Genomic DNA, 23,321 nt, shown 5'->3' with positions numbered 1-23,321 from the left:
CTCACGCAGGCGCCAAACCGCGCCGGTACTGAATTGCCTCGCTGAGGTGGGGCACTTCGATGCGCGGGCTGCCGGCCAGGTCGGCCACGCTGCGCGCCACGCGCAGCACGCGGTGGTGGCTGCGGGCGCTCCAGGACAGGCGCTGAGCAGCCTTGATCAGAAAGGCCTGGGCGGCGGGTTCCAGTCCGGCATGCTGGTCCAGTTGCGCGGCGCTGAGCCCGGCATTGCTGCAGCCCTGGCGCTCCAGGGCGAGCTGGCGCGCGCGGGCCACGCGCTCGGCCACCACGGCGCTGGATTCGCCGTCGGCGGCGGCCTGTAGCAGCTCTGGCGCCTGCACGGGAACTTCGACGAACAAGTCCAAGCGGTCCAAAAACGGACCGCTGAGGCGAGATTGATAACGTGCAATCTGATCGGGTGAGCAGCGACAGGCGCGCAGCGCACTGCCGTGGTTGCCGCAAGGGCAGGGGTTCATGGCGGCGACCAACTGAAAGCGAGCCGGAAACTCGGCCTGGCGGGCGGCGCGAGAAATCAGGATGCGGCCGGTTTCCATGGGTTCGCGCAGAGCCTCCAGCGCGGCGCGATTGAACTCGGGCAGTTCGTCAAGAAAAAGCAGGCCGTGCTGGGCCAGCGAGATCTCGCCCGGCCGCGGCGGTGAGCCGCCGCCCACCAGGGCCACGGCCGAGGCGCTGTGATGCGGATTGCGCATCACCCTTTGGCGCCAGCGCCCGGGCTGGAACTGGCCGGCCAGACTGAGCACGGCGGCCGATTCCAGCGCCTCGTCCTCGCTCAGGGGCGGCAGCAGGCCGAGCAGGCGCTGGGCCAGCATGGACTTGCCCGTGCCCGGCGGGCCCACCATCAGCACACTCAAGCCGCCGGCAGCGGCAATCTCCAGGGCCCGTTTGGCGCCAGCCTGGCCCTTGATGTCGCGCAGATCGAGTTCCTCGCCGGCGGGCGCGGCGGTTGGTAGCGCCTGCGCGCGCGGCAGCGGGTTGTCGCTACCCAGCTGCAAGGCGGCGACCAGGTCCAGCAGATGGCTTGCCGCATGGACCGCCACGCCCTCGACCAAGGCGGCCTCGGCGGCGCTGGCCTCGGGCAGCAGCAGGCGCCGGCTGCTGGCCTCGCGGCGCAGCGCCAAGCTCATGGCCAGGGCACCGCGCACCGGGCGCAGCTCGCCGCCCAGGGACAGCTCACCGGCGCATTCCAGCTCGGGCAGTTGCTGCGGGTCGATCTGTTCGCTGGCGGCCAGCAGGCCCAGGGCGATGGGCAAGTCGAAGCGGCCGCCTTCCTTGGGCAGCTCGGCTGGCGCCAGGTTCACAGTGATTCTTTTGTTGTGTGGGAATGAAAGCCCGCTGTTTTGCAGGGCAGCCCGCACGCGTTCGCGCGACTCCTTGACTTCCGTCTCTGCCAGTCCGACCAGGGTGAAGGAGGGCAGGCCATTGGCCAGATGCACCTCGACACGGACCGGCTCGGCCGCCAGGCCGTCCAGCGCGCGGCTGTGAACGATTGCCAGAGACATGGTGCGCTTGTGCTCCCCTGCAGGCCAGGCCCTGGGCCGATTGTGCCCGGCCGCTGCGCCCAACAGGCACACAAAGCGTGCTTTGCACCAACTGGGTGCATCGAACTCGGGCGGCACCCGGCCTGGGCAGGCCAAGTTGGTGCGTCCACTGCGGGTTTCGCTCTAGGCGAGGAGGTCAGGAGATCGATGTGCTGTTGCGCAAAGCTGGCACGGAAGCTGCACTGCATACCGCCAAGTGCTCGCATTTCTCCGTTTTCCTTCTTTCACCTTTTGTTGACATCCAGGAGTTCCGCATGAAGACATCGTTCGCCAAAGCTGCTGCTCTCACTCTCGCTCTGGGCGCTCTGCTGCCCCTGGCCGCTCAGGCCGAGGAAGCCGCCAGCCCGCTGAGTTTCAATGCCAGCGTGACCACGGACTACCGCTATCGCGGTATCTCGCAGAGCCGCGTCAAGCCGGCCCTGCAAGGCGGTGCGGACTATGCGGCAGCCAACGGTTTCTACATCGGCACCTGGGCTTCGACCATCAAGTGGATCAAGGACGCGCCTTACAACGGCGGCGCTTCGCTGGAACTGGATGTCTACGCCGGCTACAAGACCGAAATCGCCGCGGGCCTGACGCTGGACGTCGGCGTGTTGGGCTACATCTACCCCAGCAATGACCTCAATCCGAGTGCCAACACCACCGAGGTCTACGGCGCTCTGAGCTACGGCGTCTTCACCGCCAAGTACTCGCACAGCACCACCAATCTGTTCGGCACGGCCGACAGCAAGGGCAGCGGCTACCTCGACCTGAGCGCCACCCTGGACCTGGGCGATGGCGTCACATTGGTGCCGCATCTGGGCCGCCAGAATGTCAAGCACAACTCTGCCGGGTCCTACACCGACTACTCGCTCACCCTGAGCAAGGAGTACGCGGGCATTGCCTTCGGCGCCGCGCTGGTCGGCACCAACACCGACGCCTATGTCGGTGGCCCCTCGGCCAAGAACCTCGGCAAGAGCGGTTTTGTGCTCTCGGCCAAGAAGTCCTTCTGAACTGAACGATCGCTCGTCTGATCGAAACCAAGACCCCGGAGACCCTCATGAAACTCATCACCGCCATCATCAAACCCTTCAAGCTCGACGAAGTGCGTGAAGCCCTCAGCGCCATTGGTGTGCAGGGCCTGACCGTCACCGAGGTCAAGGGCTTCGGACGCCAGAAAGGCCACACCGAGCTCTACCGCGGCGCCGAGTACGTGGTGGACTTTCTGCCCAAGGTGAAGGTCGAGGCCGCCGTGGCCGACGCCGTGGTGGAGCAGGTGATCGAGGCCATCGAGGGCGCCGCACGCACCGGCAAGATCGGTGACGGCAAGATTTTTGTCTCTCCGCTGGACCAGGTGGTGCGCATCCGCACCGGCGAAACCGGTCAGGACGCGCTCTGAACACGCCCGAGCGCACTTCAACAAGACGCCAGCAAGGCACCCCAAATCCGTAGGAGATCTGCAATGATCATCAAGAAACTTCTCGCCACTCTGGCCTTGGCCGCCGCGGTGCTCGCACCGGCCGCCTGGGCGCAAGATGGCGCGGCTTCGGCCCCGGTGGCTGCGGCCACAACCATGGCCTCGGCACCTGAGGCCAGCGCCGCTCCAGTCGCGGCGCCCACCGAAGCACCCGCCCCGGCCGCTGCCGCTGCCAGCGAGGCTGCCGTTGCCGCACCGGTGTTGGTGCCCAACAAGGGCGACACCACCTGGATGATGCTGTCCACCCTGCTGGTCATTCTGATGACCGTGCCCGGCCTGGCCCTGTTCTACGGCGGCCTGGTGCGCAGCAAGAACATGCTGTCGGTGCTGATGCAGGTGATGGTCGCCTTCTCCATGATCATCGTGCTGTGGGTCATCTACGGTTACAGCTTCGCCTTCACCGAGGGCAATGCCTTCATCGGCGGCACCGACCGGCTGATGCTCAAGGGCGTCTGGGACAACGCGGCCGGCACCTTCGCCAACGCGGCCACCTTCAGCAAGGGCGTGGTCATTCCCGAGATCGTGTTCGCGGCCTTCCAGGCCACCTTCGCCGGCATCACCGCTTGCCTGATCATTGGCGCCTTTGCCGAACGCATCAAGTTCAGCGCTGCCCTGGCCTTCCTGGCCCTGTGGTTCACTTTCAGCTATCTGCCGATCGCCCACATGGTCTGGTTCTGGATGGGCCCGGATGCCTACACCGCCGCGGGCGTGGTCGATGAAATGAACGGCAAGGCCGGTCTGCTCTGGCAATGGGGCGCGCTGGACTTCGCCGGCGGCACCGTGGTGCACATCAATGCGGCCGTGGCCGGTCTGGTCGGCGCCTTCATGGTCGGCAAGCGCATCGGTTACGGCAAGGAAGCCTTCACCCCGCACAGCCTGACCTTGACCATGGTCGGCGCCTCGCTGCTGTGGGTGGGCTGGTTCGGTTTCAACGCCGGTTCGGCGCTGGAAGCCAACGGCTTCGCTGCCCTGGCCTTCATCAACACCCTGGTGGCCACGGCTGCAGCGGTGCTGTCCTGGTCCATCGGTGAAGCACTGCACAAGGGCAAGGCTTCGATGCTGGGAGCTGCGTCCGGCGCGGTGGCTGGCTTGGTGGCTATCACCCCGGCGGCCGGCAATGTCGGCGTCGGCGGTGCGCTGATCATCGGCGTGATCGCCGGCTTTGCCTGCCTCTGGGGCGTGTCGGGTCTGAAGAAGCTGCTCGGCGCGGACGACTCGCTCGATGTCTTCGGTGTGCACGGCGTTGGCGGCATCGTTGGTGCCCTGCTGACTGGCGTGTTCAACTCGCCCGCCCTGGGTGGCCCCAGCCTGGTCGGCGACTGGGTCACGGCCAGCATGGTGACGGCCGATGCTTACACCATCGCCGGTCAGGTCTGGACGCAAGCCAAGGCCGTGGGCGTGACCGTGATCTGGTCTGCTGTGGTCTCCCTGGTTGCCTACAAGCTGGTCGATCTGGTGATCGGACTGCGCGTCAGCGAAGAAGACGAACGCCAAGGCCTGGACATCAGCTCGCACGGCGAGACGGCGTACCACAAGTGATTTGAGCGCCCTCGGCTGCGCCCCGCGCAGCCTCAGCAAGCCACAAGCCGCCCTGTCTTCGGATCGGGCGGCTTTTGTTTTGAATTGCGCGAACGACGGCTCCGTACCGCTTGCCGCCCTTCGCGATCATGGCCCGTGATCGGGCGCTGCGCTTTCCTGGCGTTTCTTGATCAAGACTTCGGTCAGTTCCAGCAGCTTGGCCGGGCTGAATGGTTTCGCGAGGAAGAAGTTGGCGCCGGTTGCGAGGGCGCGGGTCTTGGTGGCTTGGCTGGCGTCGGCGGTCAGCATGACGATCAAGGCCTTGGCGAGCCGAGGGTCGGCGCGCATCTGGCGGCAGACTTCAATGCCATCGATGCCACCCGGCATCATCACATCCAGGTACACCAGGTCGGGCTGCATGGTGCGAGCGAGGTCCATGGCCAGATTGCCATTGGGCGCCTCGTAAAGCTGATGTCCGGTGTCCTCCAGTGCCCAGCGGATCAGGCGACGGATGTCGGCCTGGTCCTCGACGATCAAGATCTTGGCCTTCATGGCGAATTGCCCGGACTGCGCGTGTTCATGCGGGCAAGCATATCGCTTGCGGCAAAACTTTTTTCATTGTGGTGGCCTTGGCAAAGCCGGGGCTGACCCCACCTGCGTGCTCCTAGAATCGAACGCAGCCCGCCGCACTGCCTTCCCTCCTTCGGCCCGACCCGAGCACCCCGACCATGGTTCCCCATCTCACCACCGCATTGACCGGTCCCATCAACGAGCTGGAGCAGCGCATTCTGGAGTCCATGCCGGCCATTGAGCGATGGTTTCGTCTCGAATGGATGGAGCACACGCCGCCCTTCTATTCCTCAGTTGATCTGCGCAATGCCGGCTTCAAGCTCGCGCCGGTGGGTACTCATCTGTTTCCGGGTGGCTTCAACAATCTGACGCAGGACATGTTGCCGCTGTCGGTGCAGGCCGCCATGGCGGCAATCGAGAAGATCTGTCCCGAGGCCAAGAACCTGCTGCTGATCCCCGGCAAGCAGACCCACAGCAGCTTCTATCTCAGCAACCTCGCCACCCTCAAACGCATCTTCACGCAAGCCGGGCTGAACGTTCGGCTGGGCAGCCTGGACCCGGCCATCACCGAGCCCACGGAGCTGAATCTGGCTGACGGCAGCAGCCTGACGGTTGAGCCCCTGCTGCGCCAGCGCGGTCGACTGGGTCTGAAGGATTTCGACCCCTGCACCATCTTGCTGAACAACGAGCTCTCGGAAGGCGTGCCGCGGGTTCTGGAGCATCTGCATGAGCAGTACCTGTTGCCGCCCTTGCATGCGGGCTGGACCCTGCGCCGCAAGAGCCAGCACTTCAAGTCCTATGAGGAAGTGGCCAAAAAATTCAGCAAGCTGCTGGGCATGGACCCCTGGCTGATCCACCCGATGTCGGTGCCGGTCAGCGGCGAGGATCTCAGTGCCGGTCACGGCTTGGAAGCGCTGCAGACTCAGGTCGATCTGGTGCTCAGCAAGACGCGCAAGAAGTACAAGGATTACGGCATCCAGGAAAAGCCTTTTGTGCTGATCAAGCCGGACGCCGGCGGCCACAGCCAAGGCACGCTGATGCTGCGCGATGCCAAGGAGCTGGCCGATCTGGGCCGGCGCGGCGCTGGGGCGCTGAACTGGTTCCAGAGCGGGCATGGGCCACACCAGCTGCTGGTGCAGGAAGGCGTGGTCACGCATGAGCGTGTCAATGAAGCCGTGGCCGAGCCGGTGGTCTATATGATGGACCGCTATGTGGTCGGCGGCTTCTACCGCATCCATGCCGAACGCGGCAGCGAAGAGAACCTCAATGCCCCGGGTTCCAGCTTTGTGCCCCTGGCCTTCGCCCAGAGCTCGCAGCTGCCACGCCCTGGCGAAAAGCCCGGTGCCAGCGCCCCGAACCGCTTCTATATGTACGGCGTGATCGCCCGCTTGGCCATGCTGGCGGCGAGCTATGAGCTGGAAGTTACCGACCCCGAAGCCGAGGTCTACGCATAAACGGGTCTAGCCCAGTTTTTGGCTGGCTTCGAGCATCAACTGCTTGAAGCGCTCCACCACCTCGGTCTGAGGTTCGCGCAGATGCCAGAGGGTCAGGTCGGCCAGGCCGAGGTCGGCGTCCAGGGGCAGGATCTTGGCGATGCCGTTCTGTGCCGCCAGCTTGGCCACATGCTGGGGCAGCAGGGTCAACATGGGCATGCGCTTGAGCAGGCTCAGGGTCAGCATGACGTCGCCGGTCTCAACCAGATTGGTGGGCAGGGCCATGCCCATGTCCTGCCAAAGTCGGTCCTGCAGGCTGCGTGAACGGGTGCCGGGCAGGGGCCAGATCCAGGGCTGCTGATTGAGGGTTTCCCAGCCCAACTTGCCACTGGCCTTGGCCAAGGGGTGGACGGTGCTGATCGCCACCACCTCGGGCTGGGCAATCAGGCACAGCGGCTCCAGATCGGCCGGCGCCTCGTGCGGGCGGATGCGCGCGATCACCAGGTCCAGGCGGCCTTCGCGCAATTCGCCGATCAGGCCAGTCAGCGCATGGGTGCGCACGCTCAACGTGATGTTGGGATGGGCCTGTTTCATGGCCGCCATGGCGTCCGGCAGGATCTGCGGCAGGGCCGCATTGGTGGCGCCGATGCGCAACTCGCCGGAGGCGCCACGGACGATGGAGGCAATGTCACCGCCGCCGCGCTGCAGGTCGATCTCGAGTTTGCGGGCCAGTTCCACCAGCCTTTCGCCCAGCGCTGTGGCGCGCAAGCTGCGGCCGCGGCGCATGAACAGGGTTTGTCCTAGGCCGCGTTCGATCTCGGCCAGGGCTTTGCTCACGGCGGGCTGGGTGACATGCAGCAGATCGGCCGCCGCACTGAGGCTGCCAGAGTCAGCCAGAGCTTGCAGCACCCGCAAATGACGCAAGCTCAGGCGCTTGGCGACGAAGGTTTCAGCGGCTTCGGGAGCGAGCGATGGAGCTGGGGAAGCGCTGGAGATAACCATTTTTTCACTTTAACAAACCTTTACTCATGTCGATTTTGTGACGCGCTCTTATGGTTTGCGCAAGCGTTGACGCCAGGAGCCGTATCCCTGACGCCGGCCGCCTCCTCTCATCAAAGAACCGTTGGAGATTCCTCGTGCAACAGCAGCGTCCTCACCTCATCGCCCTGGCCATCCTGAGCCTGGCTGCGTCCACCCAAGCTCAGGCGCAGGCCGCCGACAGCGCACCCAAGGCCGAGCTGGAGCGGGTCACCATCACCGGTTCCATGATCAAGCGCACCGACCGCGAAACGCCGTCGGTGGTGCAAACCATCAGCCGCGAAGACATCAAGAACTCCGGGTTCGGCACCATCGAAGAGTTGTTGCGCTCGACCGGCGCGGTCGACCTGAGCTCGGTCGGTGACGGCGCAGCCTCGGGCTTCGTCAGCGGCTTGTCCACCATCTCGCTGCGCGGCTTCGGCTCGCAAGGCACGCTGACCCTGATCAACGGGCGCCGCATCGCGCCGGCTGCTGCGGTCGACGTGAACTTCGGCCGTGGCAATCTGGTCAGCGTCAACACCATTCCCAAGGGCGCCATCGACCGTATCGAAATCCTCAAGGACGGTGCCTCGGCCATTTACGGCTCGGACGCCGTGGTCGGCGTGGTGAACTATGTGCTGCGCAAGGACTACCAGGGCGCCGAAGCCGGCGTCACCTACACCGCCAATGACAAGGGCGTGGGCGGCACCAAGAGTGCCAATGCCAGCTTCGGTTTTGGCGATCTGAGCCGCGACCGTTTCAATGTCTTCGGTGGCGTGGATGTTTCTCAGCGCGACCGCGTGATGTACCCGGACCTGCGCGACCGCGGTGCTCCCGAGCTCTATGACCAGGCCTTGAATCTCAACTCTTCCTTGAGTCGCTTCACGCCCTCCAGCGTCGCCTCCTTTTGGGGCAATTACTACAGCCTGCCCAGCAGCACCTCAGGCAGCACCACACTCAACGGCATCAGCGTCGCCAACTCCAGCACCTCGGGCAAGTTCTTCCTGGGCTCTCTGGCTGGCTGCCCCGATGAGCTGACTGTGGGCAAGGGCTTGCCCAACCGCCTGCCCGGCTTCACATCCACCACCGCCAACATGCCCAATGGCATGTGCCGCTACGACGTGGACAGCGCCACCGAGGCAATCGCCAAGCAGGACAAGATCGGCGCCACCGTGCGCGGCACCTTCGCCATCAACTCGGAGCTGACTGCGTATGCCGATGTCATGCTGTCCAAGACCACGACCGAGTCTTATGTCGCACCGCGCACGCTGACCACCAGCATCTTCAGCAGCGCAACGGCCAACACCGCCGTGACCTGGCCCAAGCTCGATGGTTCGCTGCAGACCTTCCCGACCATCATCCTGCCCATTGGCCACCCGGACAACCCGACCAATGGCAAGGCCAAGCCGGAAGCCGTGCAGCTGATCTACCGCTTCGCCGATGTGCCGCGCTTTGACACCACGGAGCTCAAGGCCTCGCGCTTCACCGCCGGCATCAGCGGCGTCATCGGCGACTGGGACATCGACAGCGCGCTGCTCTACTCTCGCCAGGACATGAGTCGCGTGCGCAGCAATGAGCTGCGTTCCTCCCTGCTCAAGAAGGCGATCGCCTCCAACAGCTATCACTTCGGCAAGGCCAACGACGCCGCTGCCATCGCCAGCATCGCGTCGGATGCGGTGATCGACGGCAAGGCCACCATCGCGTCCGTCGATGTGCGCGCCAGCCGTGAACTGTTCAACCTGGCTGGCGGCATGGCTGGTGTGGCCGTGGGCGCCGAGTTCCGCCGCGAGACCCTGTCGGCCAGCCCGAACGAGGCCTACACCAGCGGGGACTTCATCGGCTTGGTGGCCAATGGAACCTCAGGTTCGCGCAATTCCTATGCGGCCTTCGGCGAGCTGAGCCTGCCGGTGCACAAGGCGTTGGAAGTGCAAGCCGCCTTGCGCGCCGAGAAGTACAGCGACTTTGGCCGCGCCAACACCGGCAAGCTGGGTTTCAAGTGGAGCGCCATGCCTTCCTTCGTGGCCCTGCGCGGTACGGCCGCCACTGGCTTCCGCGCGCCCTCAATCTCGCAGATCGGCAACTCCTACGCCTCGTCCTTCCACAGCTTCGGAACTTATGCGGTGGCCGACAATCTGCGCTGCGACCTGAGCAACCCGGACCGGCCGGTCAGCAAGGCCGACCCGGCCAACAACCGCGACTGCAATGTGCTGGGTTTCAGCTCGCGCACGCCCAACCCGGGCAGCATCGCCACCACCATCAGCGCCAACCCCAATCTGAAGCCTGAGAAGTCGCGCTCCTTTACTTTGGGGGTGATCCTTTCGCCGACCAAGTATGTGGACCTGAGCCTCGATGCCTGGTACTTCCAGCGCAACAACGAGATCCGCTCGCAGCGCGGGGTGGACATCATGGAAGACGCCAACAAGTCGCCGTCCACGCCGAACCGCCAGGTCATCCGTGATCCCAATCCTGCGACCTGGCTGCCGGGCGTGCCCAACAGCGGCCCGATCTTGATGCTGGTGCGCGAGTACGGCAACTACAACTGGACCAAGACCTCGGGTCTGGACTACGAACTGTCGGCGCGCATGCCCACCGAATCTATCGGTGAGTTCAAGCTGAAGATCGAAGGCACCTACACCGGCCGCTTCGATTACAAGATCCTGGCCAATGGCGACACCACCTACTCGATCGGCACCACCACCAACGACATCCCCAAGACCAAGGCCACGGTCAGCCTGAACTGGAAGCTGGGTGACTGGAGCAGCTTTGCGCGCTTGAACCATGTGGACAAGCTCAAGAGCTCGACCACCGACACCTGCCAGACCTCGAGCTCGGCCTACAACAGCTTCTTGCGTGCCAATGACTACTGCTATGTCTCGGCCACCAACACCGTGGACATCGGCGGCAGCTACAAGGGCTTCAAGGACCTGGTGCTCTCCTTCAGCGTGCTGAATCTGGAAGGGACCTACCCCAATACCAACGGCCCGGTCTCGCCCTGGACTTATTACGATGCGGGCAATGCCGGTCAGCTGGGCCGTCGCTTCTCGGTGAGCGCGAGCTACACCTTCAAGTAAACACGCGGACAGTCCCGAACGCGGCCTCGGCCGCGTCGGTTTGAGGGGCGCTGCGAAGGCAGTCGCCCCTGTTTTTTTGGTGTTGCGCAATGAATCAGCATTTCAAAGCATGGTGCCGCGTGGGCGCCCTGTTTCTCTTGGGGGCTGGATGGGTGGCCCTGACCCTGGCCCGGCCCTTGTCGCCGCCGCCTGGTCTACAGGCTGATGGCCTGCCTGCCTTGCAGCGGGTGGCGGCGGCTGGCGCCGAAGCCCCGGTGCTGCGATTTCTCGGTTGGCATCCACAGCGGCGCGAAATGCTGGTGCTGGCAAGCGCCGGCGGCAGCCTGCAGCTGCACCGCTTGGCCGAGCCCGGCGCGCGCCCGCAGCCGCTGACTGGTGGGCGCGAGCGTGTGGACAGCGCGCAGTGGGAACCGCGCCGCGGCGAGTACCTGGTGTTCAGCCGTGACCGTGGCGGTGACGAGGCGTTTCGGCTCTACCGACTGCAGCCGCCCGAGGCGAACTCCGCCCGCTTGGCCGATCCGCAGCCCCTGACGCCGGCGGGGGCGCGCGTCAGCGCTTTTCAGTTCTTGCCGCAGGAGGAGGGGCTGGTCTATGTACTGGATGAGCTGGACGGCAGCCGCAATCCAGCGCCCAGCGATGCATTGGAAGCCGATGCTGAAGACGCTGCTGCGGCGCCCTCGCCCCGCACGCGAAGTTCACGTAGCCAGCTGTTCTGGATGGACCCGACCCGACCCGAGAGCGCGCGCCTGCTCGGCGACACAGTCGGCGGGCGCTACACCGATTTGCGCATCAGCGCGGCCGGCACGGTGCTGGCCCTGCACACCCTCAAGGGGCGCAGCCAGACCTTGCGCTTCGATCTGGACCCGGCTGCCGCGCCGGGCGGCCAAGCCTTGGGTGGCGGCAGCCAAGCCGAGGGGCGCGACGACGAGCTGCTGCTGCAGCGCCAGGCCTTGAACGGCGACTTCCGCCAGCTGGTGCAGTTGCAGCTCGCCACGGGCCAGCGCCGCGCCGTGAACCTGCCCGAGCTGGCCGGCGATCTCGAGGCCCTGGCCCTGCCGCCGGTCGGCAGCACAATGCCCCTGGCCTTGGTGCACAACGAGGCCGGCGTGTCGGTGCTGCGCCTGGCTCGGCTGGGCAGCGAACAGCCCTTGCAGCGCGTGGCGGCGGACTTGCCGGCCGGAGTGATCCAGGGGCCGCAATGGCATCCGCGCCTGCCCCTGCTGGCCTTCAACCACGCCTCGGCACAGAGCCCCGGGCGCATCGTCACTTGGTCGCCCGAGGCGCCGGGCCTGCAGGCATGGTCCGGGCGGGAGGAGGGCGCCACTTCCGGTTTGGACTACGCCAGCCTGCGCTGGAAGAGTTTCGACGGCCTGGAGATCAGCGGCCTGCACATCGCGCCGCCGGCCCATTTCAAGGGGCCCCGCCCGGTGTTCATCAGCATCCACGGCGGGCCCAGCGCGCAGGCCCGGCCCACGCATCTGTCGGGCAGCTTGCGCTACCTGGTCGAGACCCTGGGCATGCACCTGATCCTGCCCAATGTGCGCGGCTCCGAGGGTTTCGGCCAGCGCTTTCTCAAGCTGGACAACGGCCGCCGCCGCGAAGATGCGGTGCGCGACATCAGCGCCTTGCTGGACTTGATCGCCAGCCGGCCCGAGATGGACGCGCGCCGCGTCATCGTTTCCGGCGGCAGCTATGGCGGATATATGTCGCTGGCGGTGGCCACGCACGAGTCGGCCCGCATTGCCGGCAGCATCTGCCGGGTCGGCATTGCCAACTTCGTGTCTTTTCTGGAGAACACCGAAAGCTACCGGCGCGACAACCGCCGCGCCGAATACGGCGACGAGCGCGACCCTGAGATGCGCGCCTTTTTGCAAGGCATTTCGCCCCTGAGCCGGGCCGCAGCGGTGCGAAAGCCGCTGTTCATCGTCCATGGCCGCAACGACCCGCGCGTGCCCTATGGTGAGGCCTTGCAGATGGTGGCGGCGGTGCGTGCGGCGGGCACGCCGGTGTGGTTTCTGACGGCCGAAGACGAGGGCCACAGCTTCAGCCGGGCCGAGAACCGCGACTTCCTGTTCAGCGCCACCGTGGCTTTTGTGCAGCAGGCGCTGGCTGCCGTGCCGCCCGATGCCGAGCCTGTGGCGGCCGATGCCGATGTTTCATCAGATTTGCCGCAGCGCAGCAAAGCAGGCGCAAAATAGCACTTTTGGCTCGGCGGCGCCGCAAGCGTGCTGCAACATCACGTGAGTTCTTCCAACACGGCCCGCTCGCCCTCAGCCCTGGCCGGCTTGACCCTCGGTGCCCTGGGCGTCGTCTACGGCGACATCGGCACCAGCCCGCTCTACGCGCTCAAAGAAGTCTTTCACGGTGGCCATGTCGCCACCACGCCGGACAACATCCTCGGCGTGCTCTCGCTGCTGTTCTGGACGATGACCATCATCGTCTCGCTCAAGTACGTGATGCTGATCCTGCGCGCTGACAACAACGGCGAGGGCGGCCTGATCGCCATGCTGGCCTTGGCCACCAATGCCGTGAACAGCAGCCCGCGTCTGCGCCGGGCCTTGATGCTGGTCGGACTGTTCGGCACCGCCATCTTCTACGGCGACGCGGTGATCACACCGGCCATGACGGTGCTGGGCGCTGTTGAAGGCATCGATGTCTACGCGCCCCATCTGCACGACGCCATCCTGCCTCTGACCTTGCTGGTGCTGGCGGGTTTGTTCGCGGTGCAGCGCTTCGGCACGGGCGGCATCGGCAAGGCCTTCGGTCCAGTGATGCTGGTCTGGTTCGCAGCCTTGACGCTGCTGGGCCTGCCGCACATCCTTGCCAACCCACATGTGCTGGTGGCCGTGAACCCCATGTACGCCGTGGCCTTCTGCCTGGAATACAAATGGGTGGCCTTTGTCGCCTTGGGCGCCGTGGTGCTGGTGGTGACCGGGGGTGAGGCGCTGTACGCCGACTTGGGCCATTTCGGCAAGAAGCCGATCCGCATCGCTTGGTACGGCATCGTCATGCCAGCCCTGGTGGTCAACTACTTCGGCCAGGGCGCCATGTTGCTGGACGAGCCGACCTCGGTCAGCAACCCTTTCTTCAATCTGGCGCCGGCCTGGGCCGAGATCCCGCTCTTCATCCTGGCGACCTGCGCCGCCGTGGTGGCCTCGCAGGCCTTGATCACGGCCGCCTTCTCCGTCACCAAGCAGGCGGTGCAGCTGGGCATCCTGCCGCGCATGCGCATCCTGCACACCTCCGTGCGTGACACGGGTCAGATCTATGTGCCCTTCGTCAACTGGGGCCTGTTCGTCTTCATCGTGCTGGCGGTGGTGCTGTTCGGTTCGTCCAGCAAGCTTGCCGGGGCTTACGGCATTGCAGTGACCATCGACATGACCATCACCACGGTCATGACCTTCTTCGTCATCCGTTATGGCTGGAAGTACCCGCTGCCGCTGTGCCTGCTGGCCACCGGTTTCTTCTTCATCATCGATGTGATCTTCCTCGGCTCCAATCTGCTCAAGCTGTTCGCCGGCGGCTGGTTCCCGCTGATGATTGGCATTGGCATGTTTACCTTGATGCTGACCTGGAAGCAGGGCCGGCGTTTGCTCAGCAGCAAGCTGCGCGAGGATGCGATCGACCTCAAGAGTTTTCTGGAAGCTGTGTTCGTCAGCCCGCCGCAGCGCGTCGAGGGCACGGCGGTGTTCCTGTCGGCCGAGGCCGGCGTGACGCCCAATGCCTTGCTGCACAACCTCAAGCACAACAAGGTGCTGCATGCGCAGAATTTGTTCGTTACGGTCAAGCACCACGAGGTGCCCTGGGTCGGCTTCGACAAGCGGGTCCATGTGGAGCCGCTGGGCAATGCCTGCTGGGCCGTCAGCCTGCACTTCGGTTTCAAGAACGAACCCGATGTGCCGTATGCGCTGAAGATGCTGGAGCAGAACGGGGTTCACCTCGACGAGATGGAAACCAGCTACTTCCTGTCGCGCGACATCGTCATCCCGACGATTGGCAGCGGCATGGCCTTGTGGCGCGAAAAGCTGTTCGCAAGCATGCACCGCAACGCGGCCGCCGCGGCAGACTTCTTGCACCTGCCGACCAACCGCATCGTCGAGCTGGGCTCCAAGGTCGAGATTTAGGCCCGATGGGCTGAGCGGCCTCAGGCCAGGGTTTCGTGACGAAAGCCCTGGCTGCTCAGCAGCAACACCGAGCCTTGCGGGATCAACTCCCAGCCCTGCTGGTCATCGGCGAGGGGCTCGGAGGCCACGACCAGGCCTCGCGCGTCTTCCTCCCGCATATAGAGCGTCGGCGCGCGCTTGTCGCTGGCGAAGCGGAAGGCGTAGACCTGCTCGCCATCGGCGAGAGCTGCGGCGAAGCGCAGCGGTTCGTGGATGTTCAGCACCTGCATCATGGCCATGGTTTCCCGCAGCACCTGACTGACGGCATCGGCCACGCTCTCGCCAATTTCCATGCGGGCAATGATGAGCAGGAAGAGCAGCTCTGAATCGGTGGCGCCGAGGCGGCGCGCGTAGAGGTGATCCGGCAGGCGTGCCTCCATGGCCCGGCGGATCTGGCCGTAGCCGCCGATCTGGCCGTTGTGCATGAAGAGGTAGGGGCCGTAGTGAAACGGGTGGCAGTTCTGCCGCGCGATGCCGGTGCCGGTGGCGGCCCGCACATGGGCGAAGAACAAGTGCGAGCGCACATTGGCGCACAGGGCCAGCAGGTTCTCGTCCGACCAGGCCGGCATCACCTCGCGGTACACCCCCGGCGTCTCGCGTTCACCGTACCAGCCGATGCCGAAGCCGTCGCCATTGGTCACCGCCTTGGCCTGGTCGGCGCGCAAGGACTGCCGCACCAGGGAATGCTGCGGTTTGCAGACCAGCTCATCGAGAAAGATCGTGTCACCCAGATAGGCGAGAAAACGGCACATGGTGGGTTCGCAAAGTCCTGGCTTGAGCTTGCCACAACAAGGCGGGAGCGGGCCCGCTATGCTGCGCGCATGCTGAAAAAAAATGCCTGGTACCGGGAACTTTCCCTGTCCACCGCGGTGGCCGGGTTTGTGGCCGTGCTGGTCGGTTTCACCAGTTCGGTGGCCATCGTGTTCCAGGCTGCGCAAGCCCTGGGTGCTACACCGGCCCAAACCAGCTCCTGGATGTGGGCTCTGGGCCTGGGCATGGGGGCAAGCAGCTTGGGCTTGTCCTGGTGGACACGCCAACCGATTCTGACCGCCTGGTCCACGCCCGGCGCTGCCCTGCTTGCGGCCACTTCTGGCCTGAGCATGCCGGAAGCCGTGGGCGCTTTTCTGGTCTGCAGCGGCTTGATCGTGCTGTTCGGTGTGACCGGCTGGTTTGAGCGCTTGATGGACCGCATTCCGCTGGCCGTGGCCTCGGCCTTGTTGGCCGGGGTGCTGGCACGTTTCGGGCTCGATGCGGTGCTGACGGTCCGAACCGCGCCCGGCTTGGTGCTCGTCATGGCAGCGGCCTATTTGCTGGGCCGGCGCTTTTGGGCCCGCTATGCGGTGCCCGGCGTGCTGCTGGCCGGCGTGGTGATGGCGGCCTTGCAAGGGCGCTTGCACTTGGAGGCTGTGGACTGGGCCTGGGCGGCGCCGGTCTGGACCGCGCCCGAGTTCAGCCTGCCGGCCCTGATCGGCGTGGCCTTGCCCTTGTTCCTGGTCACCATGGCCTCGCAGAACCTGCCCGGCGTCGCGGCGCAACGCGCGGCGGGCTACCGCACGCCGGTGTCGGCCAGCCTGAGCGTCACCGGTGCGGCCGGCCTGTTGCTGGCACCCTTCGGCGGCTATGCCTTCAATCTGGCGGCCATCACCGCGGCCATCTGCATGGGTCGCGAGGCCCATGAAGACCCGGCCCGGCGTTACACCGCGGCGATGGCGGCCGGCCTGTTCTACATCGCCCTGGGCTTGGCTGGCGGCGCGGTGGTGGGCCTGCTGGTGGCCTTTCCGCGCGAGCTGGTGGCAGCCGTGGCCGGCCTGGCCTTGCTCGGCACGATTGCTGGCGGCCTGAACAGCGCCCTGGCCGAGCCTGAGCACCGTGACGCGGCCATGCTGACCTTTCTCGTGACCCTCTCGGGCCTGAGCCTGCTCGGCATTGGCGCCGCCTTCTGGGGCGTGGTGGCCGGCTCGGCTGCCCTGGCGGTGCAGAAGCTGCGCAAGACCTGACCCTTTTTCTTTTCTGCTCTTCTCGTGAGTGAATCCGCCATGAAACTGCTGTTTGTCGCCGACCCCCTGGAGTCCTTCAAGATCCACAAGGACACGACCTTTGTGATGATGCGCGAGGCCTTGCGTCGTGGCCACCAGATCTGGGCCTGCGAGCCGCAGGATCTGGTCTGGCGCAGCGGTGGCCGCGTGGTGGCGCGCCAGGCGCGCGCGATTGCGCTGACCGGCCAGACGGCGCCCTGGTTTGAGGTGCTGGCCACCCAGGAGCTGGTGCTGGCCGAGACCGACGCCATCGTCATGCGCAAGGACCCGCCATTCGACAGCGAGTTCTTCTACGCCACCCATCTGCTGGGCCAGGCCGAACGTGAGGGCGCGCGGGTCTTTAACAAACCGGCCGCGCTGCGCGACCACCCTGAGAAGCTGGCGCTGATGGAATTTCCGCAGTTCTGCCCGACCACCTTGGTGACGCGCAGTGAGGCGGCCATTCGTGCCTTCCATGCCGAGCAGGGCGACATCATCCTCAAGCCGCTGGACGGCATGGGGGGCATGGGCATCTTCCGCGTCGGCGCCGATGGCCTCAACCTCGGCGCCATCATCGAGACCCTGAACAAGGACGGCGCCGAGACCGTCATGGTGCAGCGTTATCTGCCCGCCATCAAGGACGGCGACAAGCGCGTGCTGGTGATCGGCGGCAAGGTCGTGCCCTTCTGCTTGGCGCGCATTCCGCAAGGTGGCGAGGTGCGCGGCAATCTGGCTGCGGGCGGCAAGGGCGTGGCCCAGCCCATCAGCGCGCGCGACCGTGAAATTGCCGAGGCTGTCGGCCCGCTGCTTGCGGCACGCGGCCTGCTGCTGGTGGGCCTGGATGTGATCGGCGACCACCTGACCGAAGTCAATGTCACCAGCCCGACCTGCTTCCAGGAGATCTTCGACCAGACCGGCTTTGACGTGGCCGCCATGTTCATCGACGCGCTGGAGGGCGCGCTCGCCAAGGCCTGAATGCAATGAAAAAAGCACCGTGCAGCTGGCGCTGACGGTGCTTGGCAGTGCGGGGTGGCGGCGCCGGCCGCCGGACCTCAGCCGCGCTGGCTGTTGCTGCTCTTGCGGCGGCTGTAGGCCAGGCCAGCGAGGGCCATCAGCGTCAGGGCGAGGGAGGCCGGCTCGGGCACATTGCTGGTCTGCAGATTGTCGAAGTACAGACCTTTTGACGACACCCAGCTGGCGCTCAGCAGATTGCGCTCGTTCAGCGCGAAGGTCTGCAGGCCACTCTTGCGGTCCAGATTGACGGTCTTCTTGGCGCTGCTGCCATCGACGTAGCTGAAGCTGAAGTCGATCGTGTAGTCGCTGAACACCGAGGCCAGCAGACCGTTGTTGTTGATCATGTCGTCGAGGTCGATGCTTTCGAAGTTGAAGGCATGGCCATCGACACGTGCCAAGCTGCTGCGGCTGTTGGCGAAGTTGTTGTATGCGACAGTGTTTTTGTTCTTGCCGCTGCCGCTGCTCTTGCTCATCAGGCAGTTGCTCAGGGGCTTGCCGAGCAGTTTCAAGCCGGCGCAGTCATTGCGGACAATGTAGTCGTCTTCGGTCACCGAGGCGACCGCCTTCAGAGCCGTGGTGGCGTTCAAGGCGTTGAAGTCCACGGTGGTGACGGGGGCGGCCTGGCTGGCGGCGCTGCTCAGTGCGAACAGGGCGCTGACGGCAAGAAGACGGAAGTTCATGGAGATCCCTGGTATTCGGGTGGTATTGATGTTGCGGGCCGAATACTAAGGAGGGCACTGCGCCTGCTCTATCGTGCGCTTGCGGGGGTGGGTTTGCGATTCGTGATGAAAGTCACTATGGGCGGGGTCGAGACCCCTTGAATCGGTGTGTCCCTTGCCTGTTTTTGTGTCCGCCCGACCCAAGACTTGAGCCAAAGCCTGAACCGGAATGCAGAGTCGCGGCAGGACGTTTATGCTGCGGCAACTTTCTGTGCCCCTCAGTTTCTTTACGTTTTTGGAGTCCCGCTCATGATCAAGACCCGTGCCGCCGTTGCCTGGAAAGCTGGCGCCCCTTTGAGCATCGAAGAGGTGCAACTGGACGGCCCGCGCGCTGGCGAAGTGCTGGTCGAAATCAAGGCCACCGGTATCTGCCACACCGACTACTACACGCTCTCGGGCGCCGACCCGGAAGGCATCTTTCCGGCCATCCTGGGCCATGAGGGCGCCGGCGTGGTGCTTGAAGTGGGCGAGGGCGTCACCTGGCTCAAGCCGGGCGACCATGTGATCCCGCTCTACACGCCGGAATGCCGCCAGTGCAAGTTCTGCCTCTCGCGCAAAACCAACCTCTGCCAGGCCATCCGCAGCACCCAGGGCAAGGGACTGATGCCGGACGGCAGCGCGCGCTTCTCCATCGACGGCAAGCCCATCTTTCACTACATGGGCACCTCCACGTTCTCCAACCACATCGTCGTGCCCGGCATCGCCCTGGCCAAGATCCGCGAGGACGCGCCCTTTGACAAGGTCTGCTACATCGGCTGCGGCGTCACCACCGGCGTCGGTGCCGTGCTGTTCACCGCCAAGGTGGAGGCGGGTGCCAATGTGGTGGTGTTCGGCCTCGGCGGCATCGGCCTGAACGTGATCCAGGGCGCCAAGATGGTGGGCGCCGACAAGATCATCGGTGTGGACTTGAATCCGGGCCGCGAGGCCATGGCGCGCCAGTTCGGCATGACCCACTTCATCAACCCCAAGGAGGTCGGCAATGTGGTCGACCATATCGTGCAGCTGACCGATGGTGGCGCCGACTACTCCTTCGAGTGCATCGGCAACACCAAGGTCATGCGCGATGCCCTGGAGTGCACGCACAAGGGTTGGGGCCGCTCCATCATCATTGGCGTGGCCGAGGCAGGCGCCGAGATCAGCACCCGGCCCTTCCAGCTGGTGACCGGCCGCAAATGGGAAGGCAGCGCCTTTGGCGGCGCCCGCGGCCGCACCGACGTGCCCAAGATCGTCGACTGGTATATGGACGGCAAGCTCAATATCGATTCGCTGATCACGCACAAGCTCAAGCTGGAGCAGATCAACGAAGGCTTCGATCTGATGAAGCGCGGCGAGTCGATCCGCGCCGTGGTGGAGTTCTGAGCGTGGCGGGCGCTTTGCAAGCGCTGGAGCTGCTCGGGGAGCATGGCAGTTTCGGAGGACGTCAGCGCTTCTACCGTCATGCCTCGGCCGAGATCGGCTTGCCCATGCGCTTTGCGCTGTACCTGCCGCCCCAGCCGAAAGGGCTGCTGGTCTTTCTCGCCGGCCTGACCTGCACCGAAGAGACTTTCACCATGAAGGCCGGTGCCCAGCGCCTGGCGTCCGAGCTGGGCCTGGCTCTGCTGATGCCCGACACCAGCCCACGCGGCGCTCAAGTGCCCGACGAAGCCAAGGATTGGGATTTCGGTGTCGGCGCCGGCTTCTACCTGGATGCCAAGCAGCAGCCCTGGGCCCGGCACTGGCGCATGGAAAGCTATCTCATGCACGAGCTGCTGCCGGGTGTGCAGCGTGAGTTTGGGCTTGCGGCCGAGCGGACCGGTGTGTTCGGCCATTCCATGGGCGGCCATGGTGCCCTGGTGTTGGCGCAGCGCCATCCCGGCGCTTTCCGTTCGCTTTCCGCTTTCGCGCCGATTGCCGCACCCATGCAGTGCCCCTGGGGCCAAAAGGCGTTTCAGGGCTATCTGGGGGGGCACGCGGCAGACTGGGCAGTCCATGATGCAAGCGCCTTGATGCTCATGCACGCCAAGGCCAGCCGGCCGCAGTTCCCCGGCGGTATCTTGATCGACCAAGGTCTGGCCGATGGTTTTCTGGCCACCCAGCTCTTTCCGGAAGCCTTCGAGGCGGCTTGTGCCGTCGCCGGGCAAGGTCTGACTCTGCGTCGCCACGCCGGCTATGACCATGGCTACTACTTCATCGCCAGCTTTGTCGACGATCACCTGCGCCACCACGCGACGCAGCTCTGCGCCTGAGTCGCAGTGATCAGGATTTCTTGCGCGGCAGCTCGGCGCGGGACGGTGTGATTGGGGTCAGAGCCGAGGGCAGGGCCAGGGGCGCGCCGGATTTGGCACCGCTGCTGTCTTGCTTGGGCTTCTTGGCTTCCTTGTTGCCGCGTTGACCTTTGGACATGGCGTTGACCTCATCGTTGCAGTGAAAGAATGCCTGCAGCATGCGCCTCGCTCAGGCTCACCACCGTGCGCTGGCAGACCGTGGTTGTACGGGTGAACGGGTTTGTTTCGGCGAACTGTCGTGATCGTCGCCGGCTAGGATGGCGGCGGAGCCCTCGCTCCTGCCGCCTCTTGTGATTGCTGCCCCATCCTGCCGTGGATCTTCGAACCCTGTTTCTTGCCCAGACCGCCTTGCTGGTCACCGTCGCCGTCACACTTTGGCTGGCCCGCAGTTCGGCGGACCACGCCAATGGCTTGCGCACCTGGACCTGGGGGATCGCCGCCCAAGGCCTGTCGTATTCTTTGCTGGCCGGCGCCGGGCATCTGCCGGCGCTGCTCTCGGGCGGCTTGGCCAATGCTCTCGGGGCGCTCGGCGTCGCCCTCTTGTTCGTGGCCATTCGTCAGTTTCTTGGCCTGGCCTGGCGCTGGCAGCCACTGCTGTTGATGGGCCTGGCGGTCACCGCGGTGGGCCTCGCATTCGGCGGCCGCTATGTCGGCGCCACGATCTTCAATGGCTTTGCTTACGGCCTGCTGCAACTTCTCAATGCCTGGGTGCTCTGGCGCGACCGCAGGGCCGCGTCGCCGCTTGGCCACCTGCCGGGCCAGCATGGACTGCTGCGGGTACAGGCGCTGGTGGCCTTGGCGCACCTGCTGATGGGCCTGGTTCTGCCGCTGCGTGCCCTGCTGCTGGCCCTGGGGGCTGATCAGCCCGACTATCTGGACATGTCCAAAGGCTGGCAAGAGCCGGTCTTCGTTTTCAGCTTTGTCTACCTGGTGGTCTGCAGCCTAGGTTTTTTGCTCATGTGCAAGATGCGGGCCGAGCAAGAGGTGCGCGAGCTGGCCCTGAGCGATGGTTTGACGGGTCTGGCCAATCGCCGTGCACTGGATGAGGACATGATCCGTGCTTTGGGTCTGGCCCAGCACTCCGGGCATTCCTTCGCGGTGCTGATGCTGGACATCGACCATTTCAAGGCCTTCAACGACCAGCACGGTCACCGCGCCGGCGATGCTGCGCTGAGGCAGTTCTCCCTGTGCCTCCAAGCCGAACTGAAGTCCGGCCGGGCTTACCGTTACGGCGGCGAGGAGTTCACGGTTCTGTTGCCCGAGATCGGCGCCGAGCAGGCCATGGCCTTGGCCGAGCAGCTGCGCGCCGTCATCGCCAATTCCTGCTCTTCAGCGTCCGCCTTGCCTGGGGTACGCAGCGCCAGCCTCGGCGTGGCCGTGTGGCAGAGCGGCGATGATGCCGACCGCTTGTTTGGTCGGGCTGACCGAGCGCTCTACCGTGCCAAGACCCAGGGCCGCAACCGCGTCGAGCTGCAGCTCTGAGGGCTGAACCCCGGCGCGCCGGCCCTCCCCGCGCATAAAAAAACCCGCTCTGTTGCCAGCGCGGGTTCCTGTCAGCGCGAAAGCCGGCTGGGATCAGCGGTCTTGCTGCAGCTGCTTGCGGCGGCGCAGGCCGATGGCGCCCAGGCCCAGAGCCATCAGGGCCCAAGTGGTGGGTTCCGGCACGGCGGCGGTGATGCTGACGCTGTCGATGCCGATGTAGTCGGAGTTGTCACCAGCCGGGCCGCCCGAGTTGACGGTGTAGCGGAAGGCGATGGCGCCGTCGGTGGCACCGCTCAGGCCGCTGATGATGGCGCTGTACTGGGTCCACTCGCCGGGGTAGCCGCCTTGTTCCAGATTCGGGTTGATGCTCAGCAGCAGGTTGGTGAAGCTACCCACGCTGGTGTCGCTGCTGCCGACATCGGTGCCACCGACATTGCTGAAGCGCACTTCCAGGCGGTCCGGGTACATCGAATCGGTGATGCTGCGGCTCCAGAAGCTCAGGGTGTCGCCGTTGTTGAAGCTCAGGGTCGGGGTGATCAGCCAATTGCTGATCTCGCCGGCGCCGGCCGTGTTGTTGAAGTTGGCGCCGATGTAGGAATTGGCGGCACCCGACTGCGAGGCGAACACCGTGGCATTGCCCTGGAACCAGCCGCTGGTGCCGAGAGGCACGCTGTTGTTCTTGGCGGTCCAGCCGGCCGGCAGGACCGTGTTGAAGCCTTCATCCAGCGTGGCAGCGTTGACACTGCCAGCGGCCAAGGCGGTGACCAGGGCGGGAATGAGGGCCCGGGCGAAAACGGAAGCGGTTGACATGCTCTTCTCCTGTAATACAAGTCAGAAATTGCGCCCGGCATCTGGTCCGGGGAAAATTCGGAGGTCCTGCTACGGAAACCTGTGCAGGACGACACGTTCTTCCTTGTACCTCCTCCGTTTTGATGACGAACCCATGAAATCCCTGGTACCCCCTGAGGATGGAGGGGGAGGGGAAACGCCAATTGTTTGCCCTTTCGCTGCTGTGTGGCGCCTTTCTTGCCGGTTCGTAGCTTC

19 protein-coding genes are annotated in these 23,321 nt (G+C 65.1%); 12 read left to right on the top strand and 7 right to left on the bottom strand.

Going from position 1 to position 23,321, the window contains the following annotated elements; all coding sequences use genetic code 11:
- Window position 1: 1 nt before the first annotated feature.
- A complete protein-coding gene (locus tag LNV23_RS16110; protein ID WP_263563901.1) occupies window positions 2-1,516 on the bottom strand; it encodes a YifB family Mg chelatase-like AAA ATPase in 1,515 nt (504 codons plus the stop codon).
- Window positions 1,517-1,809: 293 nt separating this feature from the next.
- Here LNV23_RS16110 and LNV23_RS16105 point away from each other — a divergent pair, with 293 nt between their 5' ends.
- From LNV23_RS16105 to LNV23_RS16095, 3 genes are all read left to right on the top strand, one after another.
- Window positions 1,810-2,547 carry a TorF family putative porin gene (locus tag LNV23_RS16105; protein WP_263563900.1) on the top strand — a complete coding sequence of 246 codons (738 nt, stop codon included), beginning with the start codon at window positions 1,810-1,812 and terminating at the stop codon, window positions 2,545-2,547.
- Window positions 2,548-2,594: 47 nt separating this feature from the next.
- Window positions 2,595-2,933 (top strand): P-II family nitrogen regulator, encoded by a 339-nt coding sequence (glnK, locus tag LNV23_RS16100; RefSeq protein ID WP_102769267.1) that lies wholly within the window; start codon window positions 2,595-2,597, stop codon window positions 2,931-2,933.
- 69 nt (window positions 2,934-3,002) lie between these two features.
- Window positions 3,003-4,550 (top strand): ammonium transporter, encoded by a 1,548-nt coding sequence (locus LNV23_RS16095; RefSeq protein WP_263563956.1) that lies wholly within the window; start codon window positions 3,003-3,005, stop codon window positions 4,548-4,550.
- A 126-nt stretch (window positions 4,551-4,676) separates the two neighbouring features.
- Here LNV23_RS16095 and LNV23_RS16090 read toward each other — a convergent pair whose 3' ends face one another.
- Complete coding sequence (locus LNV23_RS16090) at window positions 4,677-5,081, bottom strand: response regulator transcription factor (RefSeq protein ID WP_263563899.1); 405 nt, start codon at window positions 5,079-5,081, stop codon at window positions 4,677-4,679.
- A gap of 176 nt (window positions 5,082-5,257) precedes the next feature.
- Here LNV23_RS16090 and gshA point away from each other — a divergent pair, with 176 nt between their 5' ends.
- Window positions 5,258-6,553: a glutamate--cysteine ligase gene (gshA, locus tag LNV23_RS16085; protein ID WP_263563898.1), complete on the top strand. Its 1,296-nt coding sequence runs from the start codon at window positions 5,258-5,260 to the stop codon at window positions 6,551-6,553.
- Between the two features lie 6 nt (window positions 6,554-6,559).
- Here the strand turns inward: gshA and LNV23_RS16080 are convergent, their stop codons facing one another.
- Window positions 6,560-7,534 (bottom strand): LysR family transcriptional regulator, encoded by a 975-nt coding sequence (locus tag LNV23_RS16080; protein ID WP_263563897.1) that lies wholly within the window; start codon window positions 7,532-7,534, stop codon window positions 6,560-6,562.
- A 134-nt stretch (window positions 7,535-7,668) separates the two neighbouring features.
- On the opposite strand from LNV23_RS16080, the gene LNV23_RS16075 reads away from it, so the two are divergent.
- The 3 genes from LNV23_RS16075 to LNV23_RS16065 all read left to right on the top strand — a co-directional run bounded on the left by LNV23_RS16075 (window position 7,669) and on the right by LNV23_RS16065 (window position 14,744).
- Window positions 7,669-10,620: a TonB-dependent receptor plug domain-containing protein gene (locus tag LNV23_RS16075; RefSeq protein WP_263563896.1), complete on the top strand. Its 2,952-nt coding sequence runs from the start codon at window positions 7,669-7,671 to the stop codon at window positions 10,618-10,620.
- A gap of 89 nt (window positions 10,621-10,709) precedes the next feature.
- Window positions 10,710-12,818, top strand: coding sequence for a S9 family peptidase (locus LNV23_RS16070; protein WP_263563895.1), 2,109 nt, complete (start codon window positions 10,710-10,712; stop codon window positions 12,816-12,818).
- Window positions 12,819-12,860: 42 nt separating this feature from the next.
- Window positions 12,861-14,744 (top strand): potassium transporter Kup, encoded by a 1,884-nt coding sequence (locus LNV23_RS16065; RefSeq protein ID WP_263563894.1) that lies wholly within the window; start codon window positions 12,861-12,863, stop codon window positions 14,742-14,744.
- 20 nt (window positions 14,745-14,764) lie between these two features.
- On the opposite strand, the gene LNV23_RS16060 is transcribed toward LNV23_RS16065, so the two are convergent.
- Window positions 14,765-15,535 (bottom strand): class II glutamine amidotransferase, encoded by a 771-nt coding sequence (locus tag LNV23_RS16060; RefSeq protein ID WP_263563893.1) that lies wholly within the window; start codon window positions 15,533-15,535, stop codon window positions 14,765-14,767.
- A gap of 69 nt (window positions 15,536-15,604) precedes the next feature.
- Here LNV23_RS16060 and LNV23_RS16055 point away from each other — a divergent pair, with 69 nt between their 5' ends.
- Entirely contained in the window at window positions 15,605-16,780 is a 1,176-nt protein-coding gene (locus tag LNV23_RS16055; protein ID WP_263563892.1) for a benzoate/H(+) symporter BenE family transporter, read from the top strand.
- A 39-nt stretch (window positions 16,781-16,819) separates the two neighbouring features.
- Window positions 16,820-17,773 carry a glutathione synthase gene (gshB, locus tag LNV23_RS16050; protein ID WP_263563891.1) on the top strand — a complete coding sequence of 318 codons (954 nt, stop codon included), beginning with the start codon at window positions 16,820-16,822 and terminating at the stop codon, window positions 17,771-17,773.
- A 77-nt stretch (window positions 17,774-17,850) separates the two neighbouring features.
- Here the strand turns inward: gshB and LNV23_RS16045 are convergent, their stop codons facing one another.
- Complete coding sequence (locus LNV23_RS16045) at window positions 17,851-18,492, bottom strand: PEP-CTERM sorting domain-containing protein (protein ID WP_263563890.1); 642 nt, start codon at window positions 18,490-18,492, stop codon at window positions 17,851-17,853.
- A gap of 291 nt (window positions 18,493-18,783) precedes the next feature.
- On the opposite strand from LNV23_RS16045, the gene LNV23_RS16040 reads away from it, so the two are divergent.
- Complete coding sequence (locus LNV23_RS16040) at window positions 18,784-19,890, top strand: S-(hydroxymethyl)glutathione dehydrogenase/class III alcohol dehydrogenase (RefSeq protein ID WP_263563955.1); 1,107 nt, start codon at window positions 18,784-18,786, stop codon at window positions 19,888-19,890.
- Between the two features lie 2 nt (window positions 19,891-19,892).
- Entirely contained in the window at window positions 19,893-20,756 is an 864-nt protein-coding gene (gene fghA, locus LNV23_RS16035) for an S-formylglutathione hydrolase (protein WP_318023246.1), read from the top strand.
- Window positions 20,757-20,766: 10 nt separating this feature from the next.
- Here the strand turns inward: fghA and LNV23_RS16030 are convergent, their stop codons facing one another.
- Entirely contained in the window at window positions 20,767-20,913 is a 147-nt protein-coding gene (locus LNV23_RS16030) for a hypothetical protein (protein ID WP_263563889.1), read from the bottom strand.
- A 194-nt stretch (window positions 20,914-21,107) separates the two neighbouring features.
- Between LNV23_RS16030 and LNV23_RS16025 the strand changes: the two genes are divergently transcribed.
- Window positions 21,108-22,277 (top strand): GGDEF domain-containing protein, encoded by a 1,170-nt coding sequence (locus LNV23_RS16025; protein ID WP_263563888.1) that lies wholly within the window; start codon window positions 21,108-21,110, stop codon window positions 22,275-22,277.
- 93 nt (window positions 22,278-22,370) lie between these two features.
- On the opposite strand, the gene LNV23_RS16020 is transcribed toward LNV23_RS16025, so the two are convergent.
- Window positions 22,371-23,087, bottom strand: a complete 717-nt coding sequence (locus tag LNV23_RS16020) for a choice-of-anchor J family PEP-CTERM protein (RefSeq protein ID WP_263563887.1) — start codon at window positions 23,085-23,087, stop codon at window positions 22,371-22,373.
- Window positions 23,088-23,321 lie beyond the last annotated feature (234 nt).

The organism is Kinneretia sp. DJ1R-11, assembly GCF_025717595.1.
Classification (GTDB): Bacteria; Pseudomonadota; Gammaproteobacteria; order Burkholderiales; family Burkholderiaceae_C; genus Paucibacter_A.
Note: the sequence above shows the minus strand (reverse complement) of the source record. Positions and strands in the feature narration are given on the sequence as shown.

Excerpts from the sequence above, each read along its gene's own strand:
- LNV23_RS16090 (WP_263563899.1), bottom strand. The coding sequence starts at position 5,081 with ATGAAGGCCAAGATCTTGATCGTCGAGGACCAGGCCGACATCCGTCGC.
- LNV23_RS16105 (WP_263563900.1), top strand. The coding sequence starts at position 1,810 with ATGAAGACATCGTTCGCCAAAGCTGCTGCTCTCACTCTCGCTCTGGGC.
- gshA (WP_263563898.1), top strand. The coding sequence starts at position 5,258 with ATGGTTCCCCATCTCACCACCGCATTGACCGGTCCCATCAACGAGCTG.
- LNV23_RS16060 (WP_263563893.1), bottom strand. The coding sequence starts at position 15,535 with ATGTGCCGTTTTCTCGCCTATCTGGGTGACACGATCTTTCTCGATGAG.
- LNV23_RS16020 (WP_263563887.1), bottom strand. The coding sequence starts at position 23,087 with ATGTCAACCGCTTCCGTTTTCGCCCGGGCCCTCATTCCCGCCCTGGTC.
- LNV23_RS16055 (WP_263563892.1), top strand. The coding sequence starts at position 15,605 with ATGCTGAAAAAAAATGCCTGGTACCGGGAACTTTCCCTGTCCACCGCG.
- LNV23_RS16070 (WP_263563895.1), top strand. The coding sequence starts at position 10,710 with ATGAATCAGCATTTCAAAGCATGGTGCCGCGTGGGCGCCCTGTTTCTC.
- LNV23_RS16045 (WP_263563890.1), bottom strand. The coding sequence starts at position 18,492 with ATGAACTTCCGTCTTCTTGCCGTCAGCGCCCTGTTCGCACTGAGCAGC.
- LNV23_RS16080 (WP_263563897.1), bottom strand. The coding sequence starts at position 7,534 with ATGGTTATCTCCAGCGCTTCCCCAGCTCCATCGCTCGCTCCCGAAGCC.
- LNV23_RS16110 (WP_263563901.1), bottom strand. The coding sequence starts at position 1,516 with ATGTCTCTGGCAATCGTTCACAGCCGCGCGCTGGACGGCCTGGCGGCC.
- gshB (WP_263563891.1), top strand. The coding sequence starts at position 16,820 with ATGAAACTGCTGTTTGTCGCCGACCCCCTGGAGTCCTTCAAGATCCAC.
- glnK (WP_102769267.1), top strand. The coding sequence starts at position 2,595 with ATGAAACTCATCACCGCCATCATCAAACCCTTCAAGCTCGACGAAGTG.
- LNV23_RS16030 (WP_263563889.1), bottom strand. The coding sequence starts at position 20,913 with ATGTCCAAAGGTCAACGCGGCAACAAGGAAGCCAAGAAGCCCAAGCAA.